Annotated in this window: 18 protein-coding genes; 9 read left to right on the plus strand and 9 right to left on the minus strand. The window is 35.9% G+C overall.

What is annotated here, in order from left to right; translation table 11 throughout:
• The first annotated feature begins 4 nt into the window (after positions 1–4).
• Positions 5–625 (plus strand): hypothetical protein, encoded by a 621-nt coding sequence (locus BLT30_RS01245; RefSeq protein ID WP_139166550.1) that lies wholly within the window; start codon positions 5–7, stop codon positions 623–625.
• A 36-nt stretch (positions 626–661) separates the two neighbouring features.
• The gene (locus BLT30_RS01250) at positions 662–1,261 is read left to right on the plus strand and encodes a hypothetical protein (RefSeq protein WP_089870741.1); all 600 of its coding nucleotides are present in this window, start codon (positions 662–664) and stop codon (positions 1,259–1,261) included.
• 27 nt (positions 1,262–1,288) lie between these two features.
• On the opposite strand, the gene BLT30_RS01255 is transcribed toward BLT30_RS01250, so the two are convergent.
• Entirely contained in the window at positions 1,289–2,536 is a 1,248-nt protein-coding gene (locus BLT30_RS01255) for an NAD(P)/FAD-dependent oxidoreductase (RefSeq protein ID WP_089870743.1), read from the minus strand.
• An 85-nt stretch (positions 2,537–2,621) separates the two neighbouring features.
• Here BLT30_RS01255 and BLT30_RS01260 point away from each other — a divergent pair, with 85 nt between their 5' ends.
• The 7 genes from BLT30_RS01260 (at position 2,622) to BLT30_RS01290 (ending at position 10,703) form a co-directional block, all read left to right on the plus strand.
• Positions 2,622–4,142, plus strand: coding sequence for a flexirubin biosynthesis tyrosine ammonia-lyase FlxA (locus BLT30_RS01260; protein WP_089870745.1), 1,521 nt, complete (start codon positions 2,622–2,624; stop codon positions 4,140–4,142).
• Positions 4,143–4,152: 10 nt separating this feature from the next.
• The gene (gene fabG, locus BLT30_RS01265; protein WP_089870747.1) at positions 4,153–4,884 is read left to right on the plus strand and encodes a flexirubin biosynthesis SDR family reductase FlxB; all 732 of its coding nucleotides are present in this window, start codon (positions 4,153–4,155) and stop codon (positions 4,882–4,884) included.
• A 50-nt stretch (positions 4,885–4,934) separates the two neighbouring features.
• Entirely contained in the window at positions 4,935–6,155 is a 1,221-nt protein-coding gene (locus BLT30_RS01270; RefSeq protein ID WP_089870749.1) for a beta-ketoacyl-[acyl-carrier-protein] synthase family protein, read from the plus strand.
• Between the two features lie 8 nt (positions 6,156–6,163).
• A complete protein-coding gene (locus tag BLT30_RS01275; RefSeq protein ID WP_089870751.1) occupies positions 6,164–6,418 on the plus strand; it encodes a phosphopantetheine-binding protein in 255 nt (84 codons plus the stop codon).
• A gap of 46 nt (positions 6,419–6,464) precedes the next feature.
• A complete protein-coding gene (locus tag BLT30_RS01280) occupies positions 6,465–7,349 on the plus strand; it encodes a lysophospholipid acyltransferase family protein (protein WP_089870753.1) in 885 nt (294 codons plus the stop codon).
• Positions 7,350–7,518: 169 nt separating this feature from the next.
• Positions 7,519–9,045: a phytoene desaturase family protein gene (locus tag BLT30_RS01285; RefSeq protein ID WP_089870755.1), complete on the plus strand. Its 1,527-nt coding sequence runs from the start codon at positions 7,519–7,521 to the stop codon at positions 9,043–9,045.
• Positions 9,045–10,703, plus strand: coding sequence for a C45 family autoproteolytic acyltransferase/hydrolase (locus BLT30_RS01290; RefSeq protein WP_089870756.1), 1,659 nt, complete (start codon positions 9,045–9,047; stop codon positions 10,701–10,703). Before BLT30_RS01285 ends, BLT30_RS01290 begins: the two co-directional genes overlap by 1 nt.
• A 177-nt stretch (positions 10,704–10,880) precedes the next feature.
• Here the strand turns inward: BLT30_RS01290 and BLT30_RS01295 are convergent, their stop codons facing one another.
• From BLT30_RS01295 to BLT30_RS01330, 8 genes are read right to left on the minus strand one after another with little or no spacing between them, the layout of a single operon-like run.
• A complete protein-coding gene (locus BLT30_RS01295; RefSeq protein ID WP_089870758.1) occupies positions 10,881–12,053 on the minus strand; it encodes a DUF2062 domain-containing protein in 1,173 nt (390 codons plus the stop codon).
• 4 nt (positions 12,054–12,057) lie between these two features.
• On the minus strand, positions 12,058–12,540 hold the full coding sequence (locus BLT30_RS01300; protein WP_089870760.1) for a hypothetical protein: 483 nt from the start codon (positions 12,538–12,540) through the stop codon (positions 12,058–12,060).
• Positions 12,541–12,542: 2 nt separating this feature from the next.
• Entirely contained in the window at positions 12,543–12,914 is a 372-nt protein-coding gene (locus BLT30_RS01305; protein WP_089870763.1) for an ApeI family dehydratase, read from the minus strand.
• Positions 12,915–12,916: 2 nt separating this feature from the next.
• Complete coding sequence (locus tag BLT30_RS01310) at positions 12,917–13,552, minus strand: flexirubin biosynthesis protein LolB2 (protein ID WP_089870765.1); 636 nt, start codon at positions 13,550–13,552, stop codon at positions 12,917–12,919.
• Positions 13,518–14,144 (minus strand): flexirubin biosynthesis/transport protein LolA2, encoded by a 627-nt coding sequence (locus BLT30_RS01315; protein ID WP_089870767.1) that lies wholly within the window; start codon positions 14,142–14,144, stop codon positions 13,518–13,520. The genes BLT30_RS01310 and BLT30_RS01315 overlap by 35 nt, the downstream gene beginning before the upstream one ends.
• Positions 14,137–14,892, minus strand: a complete 756-nt coding sequence (locus BLT30_RS01320; RefSeq protein ID WP_089870769.1) for a polysaccharide deacetylase family protein — start codon at positions 14,890–14,892, stop codon at positions 14,137–14,139. Before BLT30_RS01320 ends, BLT30_RS01315 begins: the two co-directional genes overlap by 8 nt.
• A 10-nt stretch (positions 14,893–14,902) precedes the next feature.
• Positions 14,903–15,964, minus strand: a complete 1,062-nt coding sequence (locus tag BLT30_RS01325; RefSeq protein ID WP_089870770.1) for a beta-ketoacyl synthase N-terminal-like domain-containing protein — start codon at positions 15,962–15,964, stop codon at positions 14,903–14,905.
• Positions 15,961–17,160, minus strand: coding sequence for a beta-ketoacyl-[acyl-carrier-protein] synthase family protein (locus BLT30_RS01330; RefSeq protein ID WP_089870772.1), 1,200 nt, complete (start codon positions 17,158–17,160; stop codon positions 15,961–15,963). Before BLT30_RS01330 ends, BLT30_RS01325 begins: the two co-directional genes overlap by 4 nt.
• Positions 17,161–17,162 lie beyond the last annotated feature (2 nt).

Below are 17,162 nucleotides of genomic sequence, written 5' to 3' on the forward strand. Positions count from 1 at the left end.
ACCAATGAAAAAACTATTTTTAATGCTTTTTGTAGGATTTGCAACAATTGCTTATTCACAAAAAATGAAACTTATTTCTGGCGATTTTTCTTCTCTTAAAGACCAAACGGAGGTCAATGTACAATTGGTTTTTGATAAAAATGTCATTTTTCAAGCAGAGAACTTTACAGAAGCCCAATATCTGGATTATAAAAAAAATGACATTTTAAACAATCCGAAAAAAACTAAGGAAGACTGGGAGAAATGGAGTAAGGATTGGAATGATTTCAAAGAAACGAAGTATATGGAGAAGTTTCTGAAAGGAATCAATCATAAGTCTAAAAACATTGTTTTTAAAAATAATATCCAATCCAAATACACACTTATCGTAAAAACAATTTGGATCTATGCCGGCTGGTCGGCTGGATTTGTAATGCAGCCAGCGAAACTTACAAGTGAGTTGAAATTGATAGAAACGGACAATCCTTCTAATGTTTTATTCAGTGTAGATTCGTCTGGAATAGAAGGTGTCGGGATAAGCGAAAACCCAAATTCAGAATATATGATGGAGTATGGGAGAATTTCTGTTGCCTATGAAAAAACAGGTAGGCTTTTGTGGAAACAGATTGCCAAGCAGATCAAATAATCAAAATATTTATATATTTACCTAATAAAAAAAACTATGAAAAAATTATTATTACTGGGATTGGTGTCTGTGTCAGCTTTTGTAATGGCACAAAAAATGAAAGTTGTATCAGGGAATTTTGATTTTCTGAAAGGACAAAAAGAACTGAATCTGCAAATGGATTACAGTCAGATGAAGTTCTATAAAGAAAATATGGACGAATCGGCTTATATTGCTAAAAAGGAAAAGGACATTCAGAAAGCTAACAAGAGTCCGGAGGAATTTACACGGTGGAAAAAAGATTGGGAATATTCTAAGGATACTCAGTTTGTAGATAAATTCCTTTCCTCTATGAATAAAAATACGGATATCAAAACATCTGTAAATAATAAAAATGCTAAATATACGCTTATTGCACAAACGGTTTGGATCTATCCAGGTTGGTTTGGCGGAGTTATGAATCAGCCTTCTAAAGTAAGTATGAATCTAAAATTTGTGGAAACGGCAAATCCTTCTAATGTTCTTCTAGAGATTGACAGCAAAAATGCGCCAGGAGATAATTTTGTGGGACTTCCTAATAATAATGACAGGATATCGGAAAGTTATGCAAAGACAGCTAAAACTTTAGCTAATATGATCGATAAAAAAATTAAGTAAAACCAAAGACCGCAAAAGCGGTCTTTTTTATTGCTGTTCCAGTTTTTCCACTTTAATATAATTTGCAAGATTGATAACTGCAGAATCGTGTAATCTCACAAACGGATTTTTCTTATTCCAAACATAACCTGCGAGAACTGCGCAGATCTTTCTTTTCACATCAGGGTTTTCCGGCTGATGGAAAAATAATTCCTGAAGATTTCCTGTGTACCATTCTTTCACATAAGTTGTGAAGACATTCACACCATATAAAATGTAATCGGAATATTCTTTCTGCCAATCGATGGTTTCTCCGTTCAGTTGTCTTAAAGCTAATTTCGCTGCCAGCATTCCGGATTCTGTGGCAAAAGCCATTCCCGATGAGAAAACCGGGTCAAGGAATTCCGAAGCATTCCCTGTCAAAGCAAATCCGTCTCCGAACAAACTTTTTACAGAACAGGAATAATCTTTCAAATGTTTTGGTTCAAAAAGAAATTCAACATCGCCAAAACGTTTTACATAATAATCAGAAAGAGAAATGGCTTTTCTTAAAGCGTCAGCAGTATCACCATTTTCAGAAAGTTTGTCGATATATTCAGTTGGTCCTACAATTCCCAAGCTTGTATTTCCGTTTGAAAAAGGAATGACCCAAAGCCAAACTTCGGTTTCTATAATATCAAATGAGATTAAAGTTCCTTCCACACCTTCTTCGCGATTAATATCTTTAACGTGAGAAAAAATCGCAGAATGCGGAGAAAGCTTTGAAGGTTTTTCTAAATCTAAAAGTCTCGGTAAAACTCGTCCGTAACCACTGGAATCGATAACAAATTTGGCGTGGATCTCTTTCGTCTCACCTTCTTTGTTTTTTACAGTTGTGACAGAATCAGTTCCATTGAATTCGATTCCGATAACTTCGGTTTCAAATTCCAGGTCGATTCCTTTATTTATAACTTCCTGAGCCAAAGTGTTGTCAAAATCTGCTCTCGGAACTTGCCAGGTCCAATCCCAGCCTTCCCCGAACTTGTTGCTGAAATCGAATATACAAACTTCATCACCCCGCATAAAGCGAGCGCCTAGCTTCTTTTCGAACCCCATTTTATCAAGCGCAGGAAAAAGCCCGGCTTCATCAAAATGGTCCATTACTCTTGGAATAAGGCTTTCGCCAACGACAATTCTTGGGAATTTTGTTTTTTCAACAACTTTTACATTGATGTTATTATTTTTTAGGAAAGCAGAGGAGACACAACCCGAAGGTCCGGCGCCAATGACTAGAACATCAACAAATTCTTTACTCATTTGTTTAATAAAACTTTTATCTTTGCGCAAAATTAATGACAAATATTCAATTATATAAGAAATTTGTATTTTATTACTATAATTAATGAAAATTAACAACCACTTAAATATTCAAGACTTCCAAAAGATAATAATCGAGAACCAAAAAATAGAACTTGATGAGGAACTCCTACAGAGAGTTGATAAAAGTTTCCAGTTCCTGAAAGAGTTTTCAAAAAATAAGGTGATCTATGGTGTGAACACCGGTTTCGGCCCCATGGCACAATTCAAGATCAATGATAATGACACGCATCAGCTTCAATATAATTTAATAAGAAGTCACTCTTCCGGCATCGGGAATCCTTTGCCTGCAACGGAAGTTAAAGCTTGTATGTTAGCAAGGTTGAACACGTTGTCTCTTGGGAATTCGGGTGTCCACAATTCTGTTGTTAATTTAATTAGAGAATTAATTAACAGGGATATTACACCATTGATTTTCGAACACGGCGGCGTTGGAGCGAGTGGTGATCTGGTTCAATTGGCACACTTAGCTTTGGTGCTTATTGGAGAAGGAGAAGTTTTCTATAAAGGCGAAAGAACATCAACGAAAAAAGTTTTCGAAATCGAAGGACTTGAACCAATCCATGTAGAGATCCGGGAAGGTTTGGCCCTGATGAACGGAACATCTGTGATGTCAGGAATTGGGATTGTAAATGCCTACAAAGCCAGACAATTAACCGAAATTTCGCTTGAACTTTCTTGCGCAATTAATGAAATTGTCCAGGCTTATGATGATCATTTGTCAGAAGTTCTCAATGGAACAAAACTTCACGCAGGTCAGCAGAAGATTGCTGCAAAAATGAGAGATCATTTATCCGACAGCAAACTTGTAAGAAAAAGGGCAGATCATTTATATACTCATTTTGAAGAACAGGATAAAGTCTTCAAAGAAAAAGTTCAGGAGTATTATTCGATCAGATGTGTTCCACAGATTTTAGGACCTGTTTTGGATACGCTGGAATATACAGAAAAAGTGTTGGAAAATGAAATCAATTCAGCGAATGACAATCCAATCATCAATGTCGAAGACCAGCACGTTTATCACGGGGGGAACTTCCACGGCGATTATATTTCTCTCGAAATGGACAAGCTGAAAATTGTGGTTACAAAACTGACAATGTTAGCTGAAAGACAGTTGAATTATCTTCTGAATTCTAAAATCAATGAAATACTTCCACCATTTGTGAATCTTGGGAAATTAGGTTTCAATTTCGGGATGCAGGGCGTTCAGTTCACGGCAACTTCTACAACGGCGGAAAGCCAGATGTTGTCCAACCCAATGTACGTTCATAGTATTCCGAATAATAATGACAATCAGGATATTGTAAGTATGGGAACCAATGCTGCTGTGATTTGCAGAAAAGTCATCGAAAATGCTTTCGAAGTTCTATCAATTGAATTAATTACAATAGTTCAAGCGATTGAATATCTTGGTTTTCAGGATAAGATTTCGTCATCAACCAAAGAGCTGTATGATGAAGTTAGAAAAATAATCCCTGCTTTTTCCGATGATATGGTAATGTATCCGTATTTGGAGAAAGTTAAAACATATTTAAAGACAATCTAAAGATTACCAGATGAAGTGTGCAATTATAACAGGCGGTTCAAGAGGAATTGGGAGAGCTATTTGTCTGAAATTGGCAGAAGAAAAAAACTATCATATTTTGATAAATTATACATCCAATCAAGCTGCAGCGGAGGAAACTTTGGCAAAGGTTCAAGAATTGGGCTCTACGGGCGAAATTCTTAAATTTGATGTAGGAAATGCTGAGGAAACTCAGAAAGTGCTTGGCGATTGGCAGGATAAAAATCCAGATTCTGTAGTCGAAGTTATCGTGAATAATGCAGGGATTACCAAAGATGGACTGTTCATGTGGATGAAACACGAGGATTGGAATAATGTTGTCAATACAAGTCTGAACGGTTTTTTTAACGTGACCAATTTCTTTATTCAGAAATTGTTGCGTAACAAATATGGAAGAATCATCAATATGGTTTCTGTTTCCGGCGTGAAAGGAACAGCTGGACAAACCAATTATTCTGCGGCAAAAGCAGCAGTGATCGGGGCTACAAAAGCTTTGGCTCAGGAAATTGCCAAGAGAAATATTACTGTCAATGCTGTTGCTCCAGGATTCATCAAAACCGACATGACTTACGACCTAAATGAAGACGAATTGAAAGCAATGATCCCAGCAAATCGTTTTGGCGAAGCGGAAGAAGTGGCAGATCTGGTAGCATTTTTAGCATCAAAAAAATCATCTTACATTACAGGTGAAGTGATTAATATTAACGGAGGAATTTACTCTTAAGGTTCAGAGTTTTATTTTTAAACGTTGAACCCTAAACTTTGAATTACAGAATGGAAAATAGAGTTGTAATTACCGGAATGGGAATTTATTCCTGCATTGGGATTTCTTTGGATGAAGTCAGGGAATCACTCTATGAGGGAAGATCTGGAATCGTTCTGGACCAAGATAGAAAGGAATTTGGTTACAGATCTGGTTTAACAGGTCGTGTTCCAAAACCGGAATTGAAAAGTCTTCTCAACAGAAGGCAACGAATAAGCATGGGCGAAGAAAGCGAATACGCTTACTTGGCAACCATTGATGCATTAAAACAAGCTGGAATAGAGCAAGAGTTCTTAGATAATAATGAGGTAGGGATTCTTTATGGTAATGATAGTGTTTCTCAGGCAGTTATAGAAGCTACGGATATTGTCAGAGAAAAGAAGGATACACAATTAATGGGTTCTGGTGCGATTTTCAAGTCTATGAATTCCACCGTGACGATGAATCTTTCCACGATTTTCAAATTAAGAGGAATCAATTTGACAATTAGCGCTGCTTGTGCAAGTGGTTCACATTCTTTAGGATTAGCTTATTTGTTGATAAAGAATGGATTACAGGATATAGTTGTTTGTGGAGGAGCTCAGGAAACCAACAAATTTTCAATGGCAAGCTTTGATGGATTAGGTGTCTTTTCTGTGAGAGAAGATGAGCCTACAAAAGCATCAAGGCCATTCGATTCCGGAAGAGACGGGCTTATTCCAAGTGGAGGCGCAGCAACTTTGATTGTTGAAAGTCTGGAGTCTGCACAAAAAAGAGGCGCCAATATCATTGCAGAAATTGCTGGTTATGGATTTTCTTCCAACGGAGGACATATTTCCACACCTAATGTTGACGGCCCCGCTTTGGCAATGGAAAGATCTCTGAGCCAAGCTGGGTTAAGTGCTAAAGATATCGATTATATCAATGCGCATGCAACTTCTACACCTTTGGGAGACGCCAACGAAGCAAAAGCGATTTACGAAATTTTCGGGAACAAAGTTCCGGTAAGTTCCACAAAATCAATGACCGGACACGAGTGCTGGATGGCTGGTGCAAGCGAAGTCATTTATTCTATTCTAATGATGCAGAATGATTTCGTAGCTCCGAATATCAATCTTGAGAATCCGGATGACGACGCAAAAAAGATAAATCTCATAACAAAAACAAAAACTCAAAAAATTGACGTATTTTTGTCGAATTCTTTTGGTTTCGGAGGAACCAATTCAGCACTAATTGTTAAGAAATTTGTTTAAATAAAGTTATGGAAAAAGATAAAATTATTACGATTGTTAATGATTTTCTTGTCAACGAATTTGAGGTGGATAGAGACGATATCGCAAACGACGCCAACCTCAAGGAAACTCTGGGTCTGGATAGTCTGGACTACATCGATATGGTCGTAATTATCGAGTCCAATTTTGGTGTGAAGTTGGGAGAAGCTGATTTCAAGCAGATTGTGACGTTCGATGATTTCTATGATACAATAGAGCAAAAGATTTCTGAAAAAACGGCATAACCCGAAGATGTTATTGGTCTAGTATCTAAAATCTAACATCTGCGCTATGAACAAATGGAAAGGCAAATCCAAAGGAACGATATTAGGTTATCAGATTTTTGTCTGGTGTATTAAGAATCTTGGAGTTCGCAGTTCCTATTTTGTTCTTTATTTTGTTGCGGCTTACTATTTCATTTTCGAAAAGAAGAGCAACCAATATATTTCCTACTATTTCAAGAAAAGATTAGGTTACAGTTATTGGAGGTCAAAGTTATCGGTTTTCAAAAGTTACTTCGTTTTCGGTAAGGTTTTGATTGATAAAACGGCGATTTCCGTTGGATTACGCAATCGGTTTACCTATGAATTTGACGGAATCGAAAATCTCAAAAGCCTCCTGAATGAAAAAAAAGGAGGTGTCCTTATCAGCGCACACATCGGAAATTTCGAAATTGCAGAACACTTTTTTGCCGACATCGATTTTGATGCTCAGATCAATTTAGTTACAACAGACCAGGAAGTTACAGTTATTCGGGAATATATGGATCGTATTGCGGTTAAGAAAAGCAATATCAAATTCATCTACGTCAAAGACGATATGTCCCACATTTTTGAGATCAATGAAGCTTTGTCCAAAAATGAATTGATCTGTTTCACGGGCGATCGCTATTTCGAAGGCTCCAAATTCCTTGAAACAGAATTGCTTGGTAAATCTGCGAAATTTCCCGCCGGGCCATTTCTGATTGCTTCCAGGTTGAGCGTTCCTGTGGTCTATGTTTACGTGATGAAGGAAAAAAAACTCCATTATCATCTCTATGCAAGAGTTGCTCAGAACATCAAAAACCGCGATTCTAAAGGTTTGCTCAATTCCTACGTTCAGAATCTTGAATCAATGATAAAAAGATATCCGCTCCAATGGTTCAATTACTTTGACTTTTGGGATGATATTGATTAATTTTCAATATTTTTATGGCAGCTTAATCCGTCTTCCGCTCCCAATCTTTTTGTTCCGCTTTGCTCCACAAAAAGGATTTCCGCTCAAGCCGGGCTGCGAACGATTCAATGGTTAAAGTATACTTTTTTAATATATAGCATCTAAAGTCTAAAATCTAAATTCTAAAAAACTGGAAAAAGAATACGACATATTGGTTATCGGAAGCGGTTTAGGAGGACTTGTTTCGGCCCTTGTTCTGGCGAAGGAAGGTCTTAAGGTATGCGTTCTGGAGAAGAATAATCAATATGGCGGAAATCTTCAAACCTTTTCCAGAGACAAACTGATTTTCGATACAGGCGTCCATTATTTAGGCGGACTTTCCGAAGGGCAGAATCTCAATCAGTATTTTACCTATCTTGGAATAATGCAGGATTTGAACCTGAAAAAACTGGATGAAAACGGTTTTGACAGAATCACATTCGATAATGATGAGATAGAATATCCACATTCTCAAGGTTATGAAAATTTCGTGGAACAATTGTCCAAAATATTTCCGGATGAACGAGAGAATCTAACCAAATATATCCAAGAAATCCAGAGTATTTGTAACGAGTTTCCGAGATATAATCTTATCGGAAAAGGAAAATATAATGATGATATTCTTTACATCAATGCCCAGAAATTTATAGAATCTGTTACGCCTAATAAAAAACTTCAGGCTGTACTTTCCGGTTCTAATTTCTTATACGCTGGTGTTGCCAATAAAACGCCGTTGTATGTTCACGCTCTGACAGTTAATTCCTATATTCAAAGCTCTTACAAGTGCATCAATGGCGGAAGTCAAATCTCCAGATTGATCATAAAGGAACTTCGAAAATATGGCGCAGAGGTTTATAAACATTCAGAAGTTAACGAGTTTGTTTTCGATGATGAGAATATTTTGAAATCGGTTAAAACCAAAACGGGTAAAGAATTTTTTGCCAAGAAATTTATTTCCAATATTGAGATCCGGACAACCTTGGATTTGGTTGGGCAGGAACGATATAAAAAGTCGTTTACGAAAAGAATCTACGACCTTGAGCCCATCAGTTCTTGTTTCAGTATCTACATTGTTCTGAGACCGAATACTTTCAAACATTTTAATTATAATTATTATCATTACAGGTCAGAAGATATTGTTTGGGAAAAATCATTGCCGGATGAGGTAAAATGGCCGGAATGCTATATGCTTTCATCTTGTTCTTCAAACCAAGATCCGGAATTTTCTGAAAGTCTGACAGCCATTACTTATATGGAGTATGATGAGGTCAAAGAATGGGAAAACTCTTTCAATACGGTTGCAGAACATCACGAAAGAGGACGAGACTACGAAGATTTCAAGCAAAAAAAAGCCGAGCAATTCATTAGCGAGATAGAGAAAAAATTTCCTGATCTGCGTTCTCACATAGAAGCAGTTTATACATCATCGCCATTGTCTTACAGAGATTACATTGGTGGTTACAAAGGAAATATGTACGGTTATGTGAAAGATTCCAGCAATCCTTTGAAAACCATTATTTCTCCAAAAACCAAAATCAGCAATTTGTTTCTGACGGGTCAAAGTATCAATATGCACGGGATTCTTGGTGTTACGATCGGTGCATTTGTCACTTGCTCTGAGATTCTTGGAAAAGAAGTTATCGACGAAAGATTAATGGAAGTCATAAACAAGAATTGATGAAAAGAGTTTTATTTTATTTTTTATTGATTCTAAGTCTTACGTCTTGTGGGATTTCAAAATCGATTCGTCACGTTCCGGAAGTAGGTCAATATTCACTTGATATTCCAAAGGTTAATAAAATCAATGACTCGACTTTTAGCTTTGATCAAAATTATTTAACGAAAAACAAGCAACAGCTTTGGGAACTTTATATCAAAGGAAATCCTTTGCAGTTGGGCTATAACAATGGCGCTTTGACACAAGACCTGATGCAGAAACAGGAAGATATCTTCTTTTCCAAGGTCGAAGGTTTTGTTCCGTCAAAATTCAAACAAAAATTATTAAGAAGCTTTCTGAAATGGTACAACCGAAAGATGTATCTGAATGTTCGTGAAGATTTTCAGGCAGAATTGTACGGATTATCTCAATATTCATCTGATAAATATAATTTTATCGCTCCAAAATATCTTCGAAGTTTGTACTTACATGGCGCTCACGACATTGGTCACGCCATGCAGGATCTGATGATGGTCGGCTGTTCGTCTTTGGCCGTTTGGAATGAAAATACAGAAGATGGTGATTTGCTGATCGGGCGAAATTTCGATTTTTATGTCGGTGATGATTTTGCTAAAAATAAACTGATCGAATTTGTGGAACCGGAAAAAGGAATCCCTTATATGTCTGTTAGCTGGCCAGGAATGATCGGTGTGGTTTCTGGGATGAACAAAGAAGGGGTCACTGTGACGATCAACGCAGGAAAGTCTAAAATCCCTTTGACAGCAAAAACGCCGATTTCTTTTGTGACAAGGGAAATCCTCCAATATGCTAAAAATATTGAAGAAGCGATCGCGATTGCAAAAAAGAGGAAGGTATTTGTCTCCGAATCTATTTTAGTTGGGAGTGCAAATGATAAAAATGCGGTAATTATAGAAGTTTCTCCGGATAATTTTGGAGTCTATAAAGTTGAAAATTCGAGCAAAATTTTTTGTACGAATCATTTTCAGTCCGATGCTTATAAAGATGACAAGCGAAATCAAAAGCATATATTAGAAAGTCATTCGGAATATCGTTATGAAAAACTACAAGAACTTTTAAATGAAAATCCAAAGCTAAATCCGGAAAAAATGGCTTCGATTTTAAGAGACAGATCTGGGTTAAAAGGAGAGAAAATTGGTTTTGGAAATGAGAAAGCACTTAATCAACTTTTGGCGCATCACGCCGTGATCTTTTCGCCTGAGAAAAAATTGGTTTGGGTGTCCTCTAATCCCTATCAATTGGGAGAATTTGTCTGTTATGATTTGACCGAGATCTTTTCTGATAAGCGATCAAAAACAGGAAAATTTGCAAAATCAGAACTGAATATTGCGAAAGATCCTTTTGTAAATTCTAAACAGTTCGAAGATTATGAAGAATACAAATTTGTAAATTCTCAAGTTCAAAGTGCTATTGATGGTAAAATAGAGATTGATCAGAATGATTTTTTTACTTATTATCAGTCTCTGAATCCGGATTTTTGGTGGGTCTATTATCAAGCCGGGAAATATTACTTTAAACAAAAAGAATATCAGAAAGCAAAAATTGAATTCGAAAAAGCTTTGACAAAAGAAATCACGACGATTCCGGATAAAGAAAATGTTGAAAAATATTTTAAGAAGACATTGAGGAAATTAAAGTGATTTAGCTAGGGCAAACGCATTTAAAAATTAAAAACAATAAAAATATTGATTATCAGTGCGTTATGGATTTTGATTTTTAGCACTCTCGCAGATTTTGCAAATTTGGCAGATGATTTCTCAAAAATCTGCGAGATTCAAATATTAATAAAAGAGAATTATGATGCATATTTCCTGGCTTTAGCCGTTTTTCGGATCTATCTTTTTCAAAAGGATATAAGAACCAATTCCAACAACCAAAGAAACTGTTGTCGCCAAAATAAAACTTCCAATGATGTATTGTAGAAGATTGTTTTTGACCAATTCAAAATTCAGATCTTGATCAAAAAAATTACTTTCGCCACTTACAAAAGGCGCTCCTATAAACAAAGAACCAGCAATAATAAACGGGATAAAGGGAGGCAGGCTGATATTAGAGGCAACAAATGCTAAAACCTTGTTCAGCTTAAAAAGTACTGACAGAGAAATTACAATCGCAGTCTGAAATCCCCAAAACGGAGAAAGCCCGAAAAAAATCCCCAGAGCAATAGAACAAGCTTTACTACGATTGCTTCCGTCGCTTTCCAGAACATCTTCTTTTATAAATCTTCTAAGACTTTTTTTTTTGAAATTCCTGATGAAGTTTCTAGGAATAATATAGATCAAAGTAATGAAGACCAATATCGTATTCAGAATACTGATCCTTGTAAAATCCCGAAATGGTCGGAAATGTGAAACTCGCTCAGCTGGGTCATAAAGCACTTTTACAGGAACATTCTTTACAGGAATATGTTTCCAGGCTGTCCTTACGATGATTTCGATTTCAAATTCAAATTTCGGAGTGAAATATTTTTTCGGGATCTTTTTCAAAGGATAAAGCCGGTAACCAGATTGTGTATCTTCCAGTTTGATCCCGGTCTCGAACCAGAACCAAAAATTGGAAAAATTGTTTCCAAAACTGCTTTTTCTTGGGATTCCGTGTTGCGACATATTGCGATTTCCAATCAGTAGAACATCTTCTTTCTCGGTAAGTAAGGCTTCTATAAAAACAGGAATGTCATCAGGATAATGCTGTCCGTCAGAATCAATCGTGATTGCAAAATCAAAACCTAATTCTTTAGCCTTTCTGAACCCTATTTTAACCGCATTTCCTTTTCCTTTGTTTTCTGGTAAAGAAACGACTGTTATTTGCAAATAATTATTTAGAATTTCTGAGGTAGAATCTGTTGAACCATCATTGACCACAATAATATTTCCGGTGTAATCCAAAACACCGTCAATCACTCGCCTCAGAGTTTTTTCATTATTGTAAGTCGGTATTAAAACACATATTTTCTTTTCAGAAACTGCATTTTGAACTTCGGAGATGGTCATTGTTTTATTTTAAAGTCGCTTTTTCTGCCGCAGTCATTGTTTTGGATTGTGCAGCAAATTTTTTGATGTAGCTTTTCAGTGCAGAATTTTGCTTGCTGTAATTGTTGAGAACGAATTCTTTATCTTCCTTCAGATTCTTATGATAACCCACAATTTTAGGAACATTCTCCTGAACACTTAATCTTATTAATCTTAATTCAGTATTGTTAGGATTACTTTTTATCAGGCTTTCCAGGCTGGTTGCTCCGGTTTTTACTAGCGATTTTCTTTTGCCGTCTTTTGTTACTTTGGCTTCTAAAACTTTAGCTGCTGCTTTGTAGCCTGAGATTACAGGATCAGAAGATGTTTTTTTATCAGCAATTTCGATGAAGTTTTTAGCATTTTCTTTGGATTGATTAGCAACAGCGTAACTGTCTCTCAAAGCTTCCAGGTCTGAAGATTGAAAGAACATAACCAAAGCTGCAAATAATGATAACAACAGTTTCATAACTATAATTTTTTATAGGTAACTGATAATTTCAATGCAATAGTTTCGCCAAAAGTGGTGGTGTTTTTTACTTTTATTTCGTCTTCGTTCTCATTGATGTCCAATTCTAAAACCAAATCCGGTGTTTCGAATGGATTAATGATGGCCATAAACTTTACATTAGAAGCAGACTTTAAAAACAGTTTAGAATTGGTAAATTCTTCCGTGAGATCTTTCACGATCTGCATCATACAAACACCTGGAGTAACTGGATTTCCCGGGAAATGACCATTGAAAATTTGGTGGTCTTTGTTTAAAGTAATATTTGCCGTAAAACCTTTTTCTGTCTTTTCGTGAGAGGTAACAGCGTAAAAATCATTAAGAATGCTCTGCATAATTATTCGGTATCCGTGATTTGAAATAGTTTGATGTTGATGTTAAAATCTTTGTGTTGTAAATCAATACTATCTGCGAAGATATGTTTTTTCGCATCAAAAGTAAAATCGATTTTTTCCTTGTTGTTCTTTGTGTAAATCACTTTTTTCAATAGAGAATTATCCTTGTTATAGAATAAATAATAAGATTGACCCTCGATTTTGGAAAGATAAATCTTAGAATTATCGTCTTCAAAACTTTCTGCGACCGGGTATTCTCTTTTTAGCAATCGTTGAAAATCATTTTTTAAGAAATTAATCACCAATTTTTTATCCAGATCAGGAAGAACATAATTGAGTTTAAAATCATTATCAGAAATCTCAAAATCAATTAGCTTGTTTCCAAAATCTGATGTTATTACAACGCGATGTGTTGTTTGGCCAATCTTCTTAATGATTAAAATTCCGCTAACGTGATTGTTATAAATATCCATTTGACATTTATAAACATAATCTTCATTGGATGAAAAATAAAGATTTTCAACCGTTGTTTCAGAATTTGAAATAGATTTTACGTTTGTAAGTTTGTAAGTTTTGCACGAAACAAACAAGAAAAAAAGCAGACTATAAAGAAAACTCTGAAGCAGAAATCGGCGCATTGATTTTTGTGTTTTTGAAAACAATATTCGTAGTATCTCCCGATGCTTCTGTCATATTAACCTGAGAAACCGTCGATTCGTTTTTCGGGAACTGCAGTTCTATTTGCTTGATGTACTTCAATAATTGAGCAGACTTTGGAGTGAATTTAGCGATGTTGAAATTCGCATTTTTAAAATAGCTCACAGAAAATTCCGGGTCGTTGAACATTTGTCCGTTGGAACTTCCGACAATCAGTTTATTGATTTTTTCAAAGGTTTTACTTTTAGCATCAACAGAAGATTTTTTCCCTTGGTCGTTGATAAAGATTTTGTTTTCTTTGAAAACAATACTGTATTGGTAGGGTTTTATGTATTTCCAGCTCAGCATATTCGGAGACTTCAAAGACATTTTTCCATAAGTCACAATGCTTTTATCCAGAAAATCCATTTTTTTTGTTTGAGTAAAATCTGCCTGCAAAGTTTTGATTTCTTTGGTTTCAGAAGAAACTTTCGTCACAAATACTTTAGCTTCTGCAGAAGACATTGAGGTATTTTGTGAGAAAACGAAACTTGAAATTAATAAAAATGCACCGAAAGCTATATTCTTAATCATTATTTTTAGAATTATTCATTGAATCAATTGTGAAGGTCGAATACTTTTCACGTCCCAAAAATAGCAATAAATCTACCAAAACGTTGTAGGTTTTCTCCGAAGTGTCGTGAAGCAGAATAATGCTTCCTTTATTGAGATTTTTCGTGATCCTGTTATAGATTTTCTTTTCGTCGTCAATCACCGTATCAAGAGACCGGACATTCCAGCCAATACTTTTTCTCTTGGTTTTTTTTATGGCTTTTGCAATGTTGGGATTGGTAACACCGAAAGGAGGTCTATATAAATTGGTTTTGATGTTTCCGATTTTAGAAATTACGTTATCACATTTTTCAATTTCCTCAATCATTCTTGCACCCGATAAAAATCCGGTGTTATTGGAATGTGAAAAAGTGTGATTCCCAACCGAATGACCTTCTGCGATAATTCTCTGGAAAGTCTCCGGATATTTCTCGATCTGTTTCCCGATGCAGAAGAAAGTTGCTTGTATGTTATTTTCTTTTAATAGATCTAAAAATTTCGGAGTAAATTCAGTTGGACCGTCGTCAAAAGTCAAAGCAATTTCTTTGATTTTTGTTCTTTTTTGAGTGATTGAATTAATGAAATATTTTAACTGAATATCAAAAGACCCCCAAACTACCGTTGCTGAAAAGAGAATGAAACAGAAAATGTACATCCAGACACTTCCATTGAAAACATAAATGAAGATGTTCCAAAAAAGATAAAGTATGATGAATGAATAATGTTTCATCTATTATTGTTTAAGCTTTCTCCAGCAAGACCAAACTATGGTCGTTTCCTCCAAGATGATTGTAAAGAAGAATGTTTTTGAATTCTTCTTTTTTTACAGAATTGATCATCATCATTTCCGGAATTTCCTGATTTTTCAGGATATGACAAGCCAGGAATGTTGAAAATCCACTTGACGTATTGAATTCTCCACTTAAATGTTTGTAATATAATAAAGAAGAATCTGGAAATAATTCTGATGCATTTTGATAATAAGTATCAGATTTTGAATCTCCGCTAAAACCTAAAATCACAGCATCAATATCATTCGTCGTTAAATTGTTTTTAGCTAAAAACACCTCAATAAATTGTCGTGTTTTATCTAGATCTAATGTGTTAACGATTTGAATATCTTTTAGTTCAGCGTAAGAATCTTCAGTTTTGTCTTTTCCCAAAACAAAAAAGCTTGAACCTTCGCCCCAGATCACACCATCAGTTTTCGAATTCAAAAAATCAACCGGAAGATTTTCTTCTTTTTTTATGGTATTGTTTAGTTTGTACAATTCCATCGTTCTTTCGGTTTGTTCGTCTGTTGAGCCTACCAAAACATTTTCTGCTTCTCCATCTAAAATCTGAAGTTTTGCATCCAGCATTGAAAATTCGAGCGAAGATGAACTGTTGACATACGTAAAATTGTAGCCGTGACACTGCAATCCCAAAGCGATTTGCCCCGCCACAGTATTGTGAGTGGATTGAATAAAAAATGTAGGAGTCAGAAACTCTTCATTATTATCAATTACATTTTTTAAAAACTTTTCAGAATCCTGGGAGCATCCCATCCCTGTTCCTACAATGATGGCGTCAGGATTTTCTATTCCGGCTTCCTTTAAAGCATATTGTGATGCTACGGAGCTCATTTTTACCGTTTTAGACATTCTTCTGCTCGCTGCGGGCGGAATGAATTCTTTGTAATTGGGTTCTATAGCTTTTAAAACCTGAGTCGAATTTTCAGGTTGTAAATTTTGGAAAAAATTTTCATTTAAAGTGTCCTGAACCGAGATGCAGGCTGCACTGTTGATGTAAACTACACTCATGGTTTTGAGAAAATTAAGGTTGAACAATTTCCTCCAAAACCAAATGAATTGGAAAGAACATGGTTAATATTTTTCTCTTTGAGTTCTGTCACAGGCGTCAAATCAAATTCTTCCATTTTTGTTTTAAAATTCAAATTTGGGAAAATGATATTATTTTGAATGGCTAATAAGGAATACACCGCTTCAATTCCCGCCGCCGCCGCCAAAGTATGGCCAGTAAAGGCTTTCGTAGAGCTGAATTCCGGTACATTGTTTTCTCCAAAAATTCGAATCATCGCAATTCCTTCTGATAAATCATTATTTGGAGTCGCTGTTCCGTGAACATTGATATAATCAATACTTTCTTTATCTAAACCGGAAACTTTCAACGCTTTTTCCATTGCCAGAAATGCGCCTTGTCCGTTTTCCGAAGAAGCAGTTTGGTGATGAGCATCGTTCGCGTTTCCGTATCCCGAAAGATAGCCGAGAACTTTTTTGTTTTCTTTTTTCACGACTTCATCCGATTCCAGAACGATGAAAGCGGCTGCTTCACCCAGATTCAGACCTTTTCTGTCGTTGTCGAAAGGTGTGTTGTAGGAATCTGTCAGAATCATCAATGTGTTGAAACCATTCAGCGTGAATTTTGAAAGAGAATCTGTCCCGCCGACAATTGCACGGTCAAGAACACCATTTTTGATCAGTTTTGCCCCCATCATAATTGCATTTGCAGCAGATGAACAAGCTGTACTGATGGTCGAAACCATGCCTTTCAAGCCAAGATAATCTGCAATCAGTAATGATGAATTTCCGGCATCGTGAGAGTCAATATATTTTTGCTTTTCAGGGAAGTCTTCGTAAGAGTAGAAATATTTTTCGGTAACATCCATTCCGCCGACGCTGGTTGATGAAATTAGTCCCGTTCTGTATTCATTAATATCAAAAATTCTGGCAGTTTCTACAGCTTCCTTTGCTGCGACCATTCCTAATAAAGAAGTTCTTGTTGCAATATTATCTTCATTTAACTGAAGTTTTTGCACCAATTCTTCATTAGATAATTTGATTTCACCGGTTTTTATATTCCCGGAATGACGTGTTCCAAATAACCTGATATCCGAGATTCCGTGTTTTCCAGATTTCAGCGAACTCAGATTTTCCTCCACATTGTTTCCAATGGCGGAGATGATGCCCATTCCTGTTATGGCAATTCCTTGACTCATTA

Origin of the sequence: Epilithonimonas hungarica, assembly GCF_900102265.1 — a bacterium.
Classification (GTDB): Bacteria; Bacteroidota; Bacteroidia; order Flavobacteriales; family Weeksellaceae; genus Epilithonimonas; species Epilithonimonas hungarica.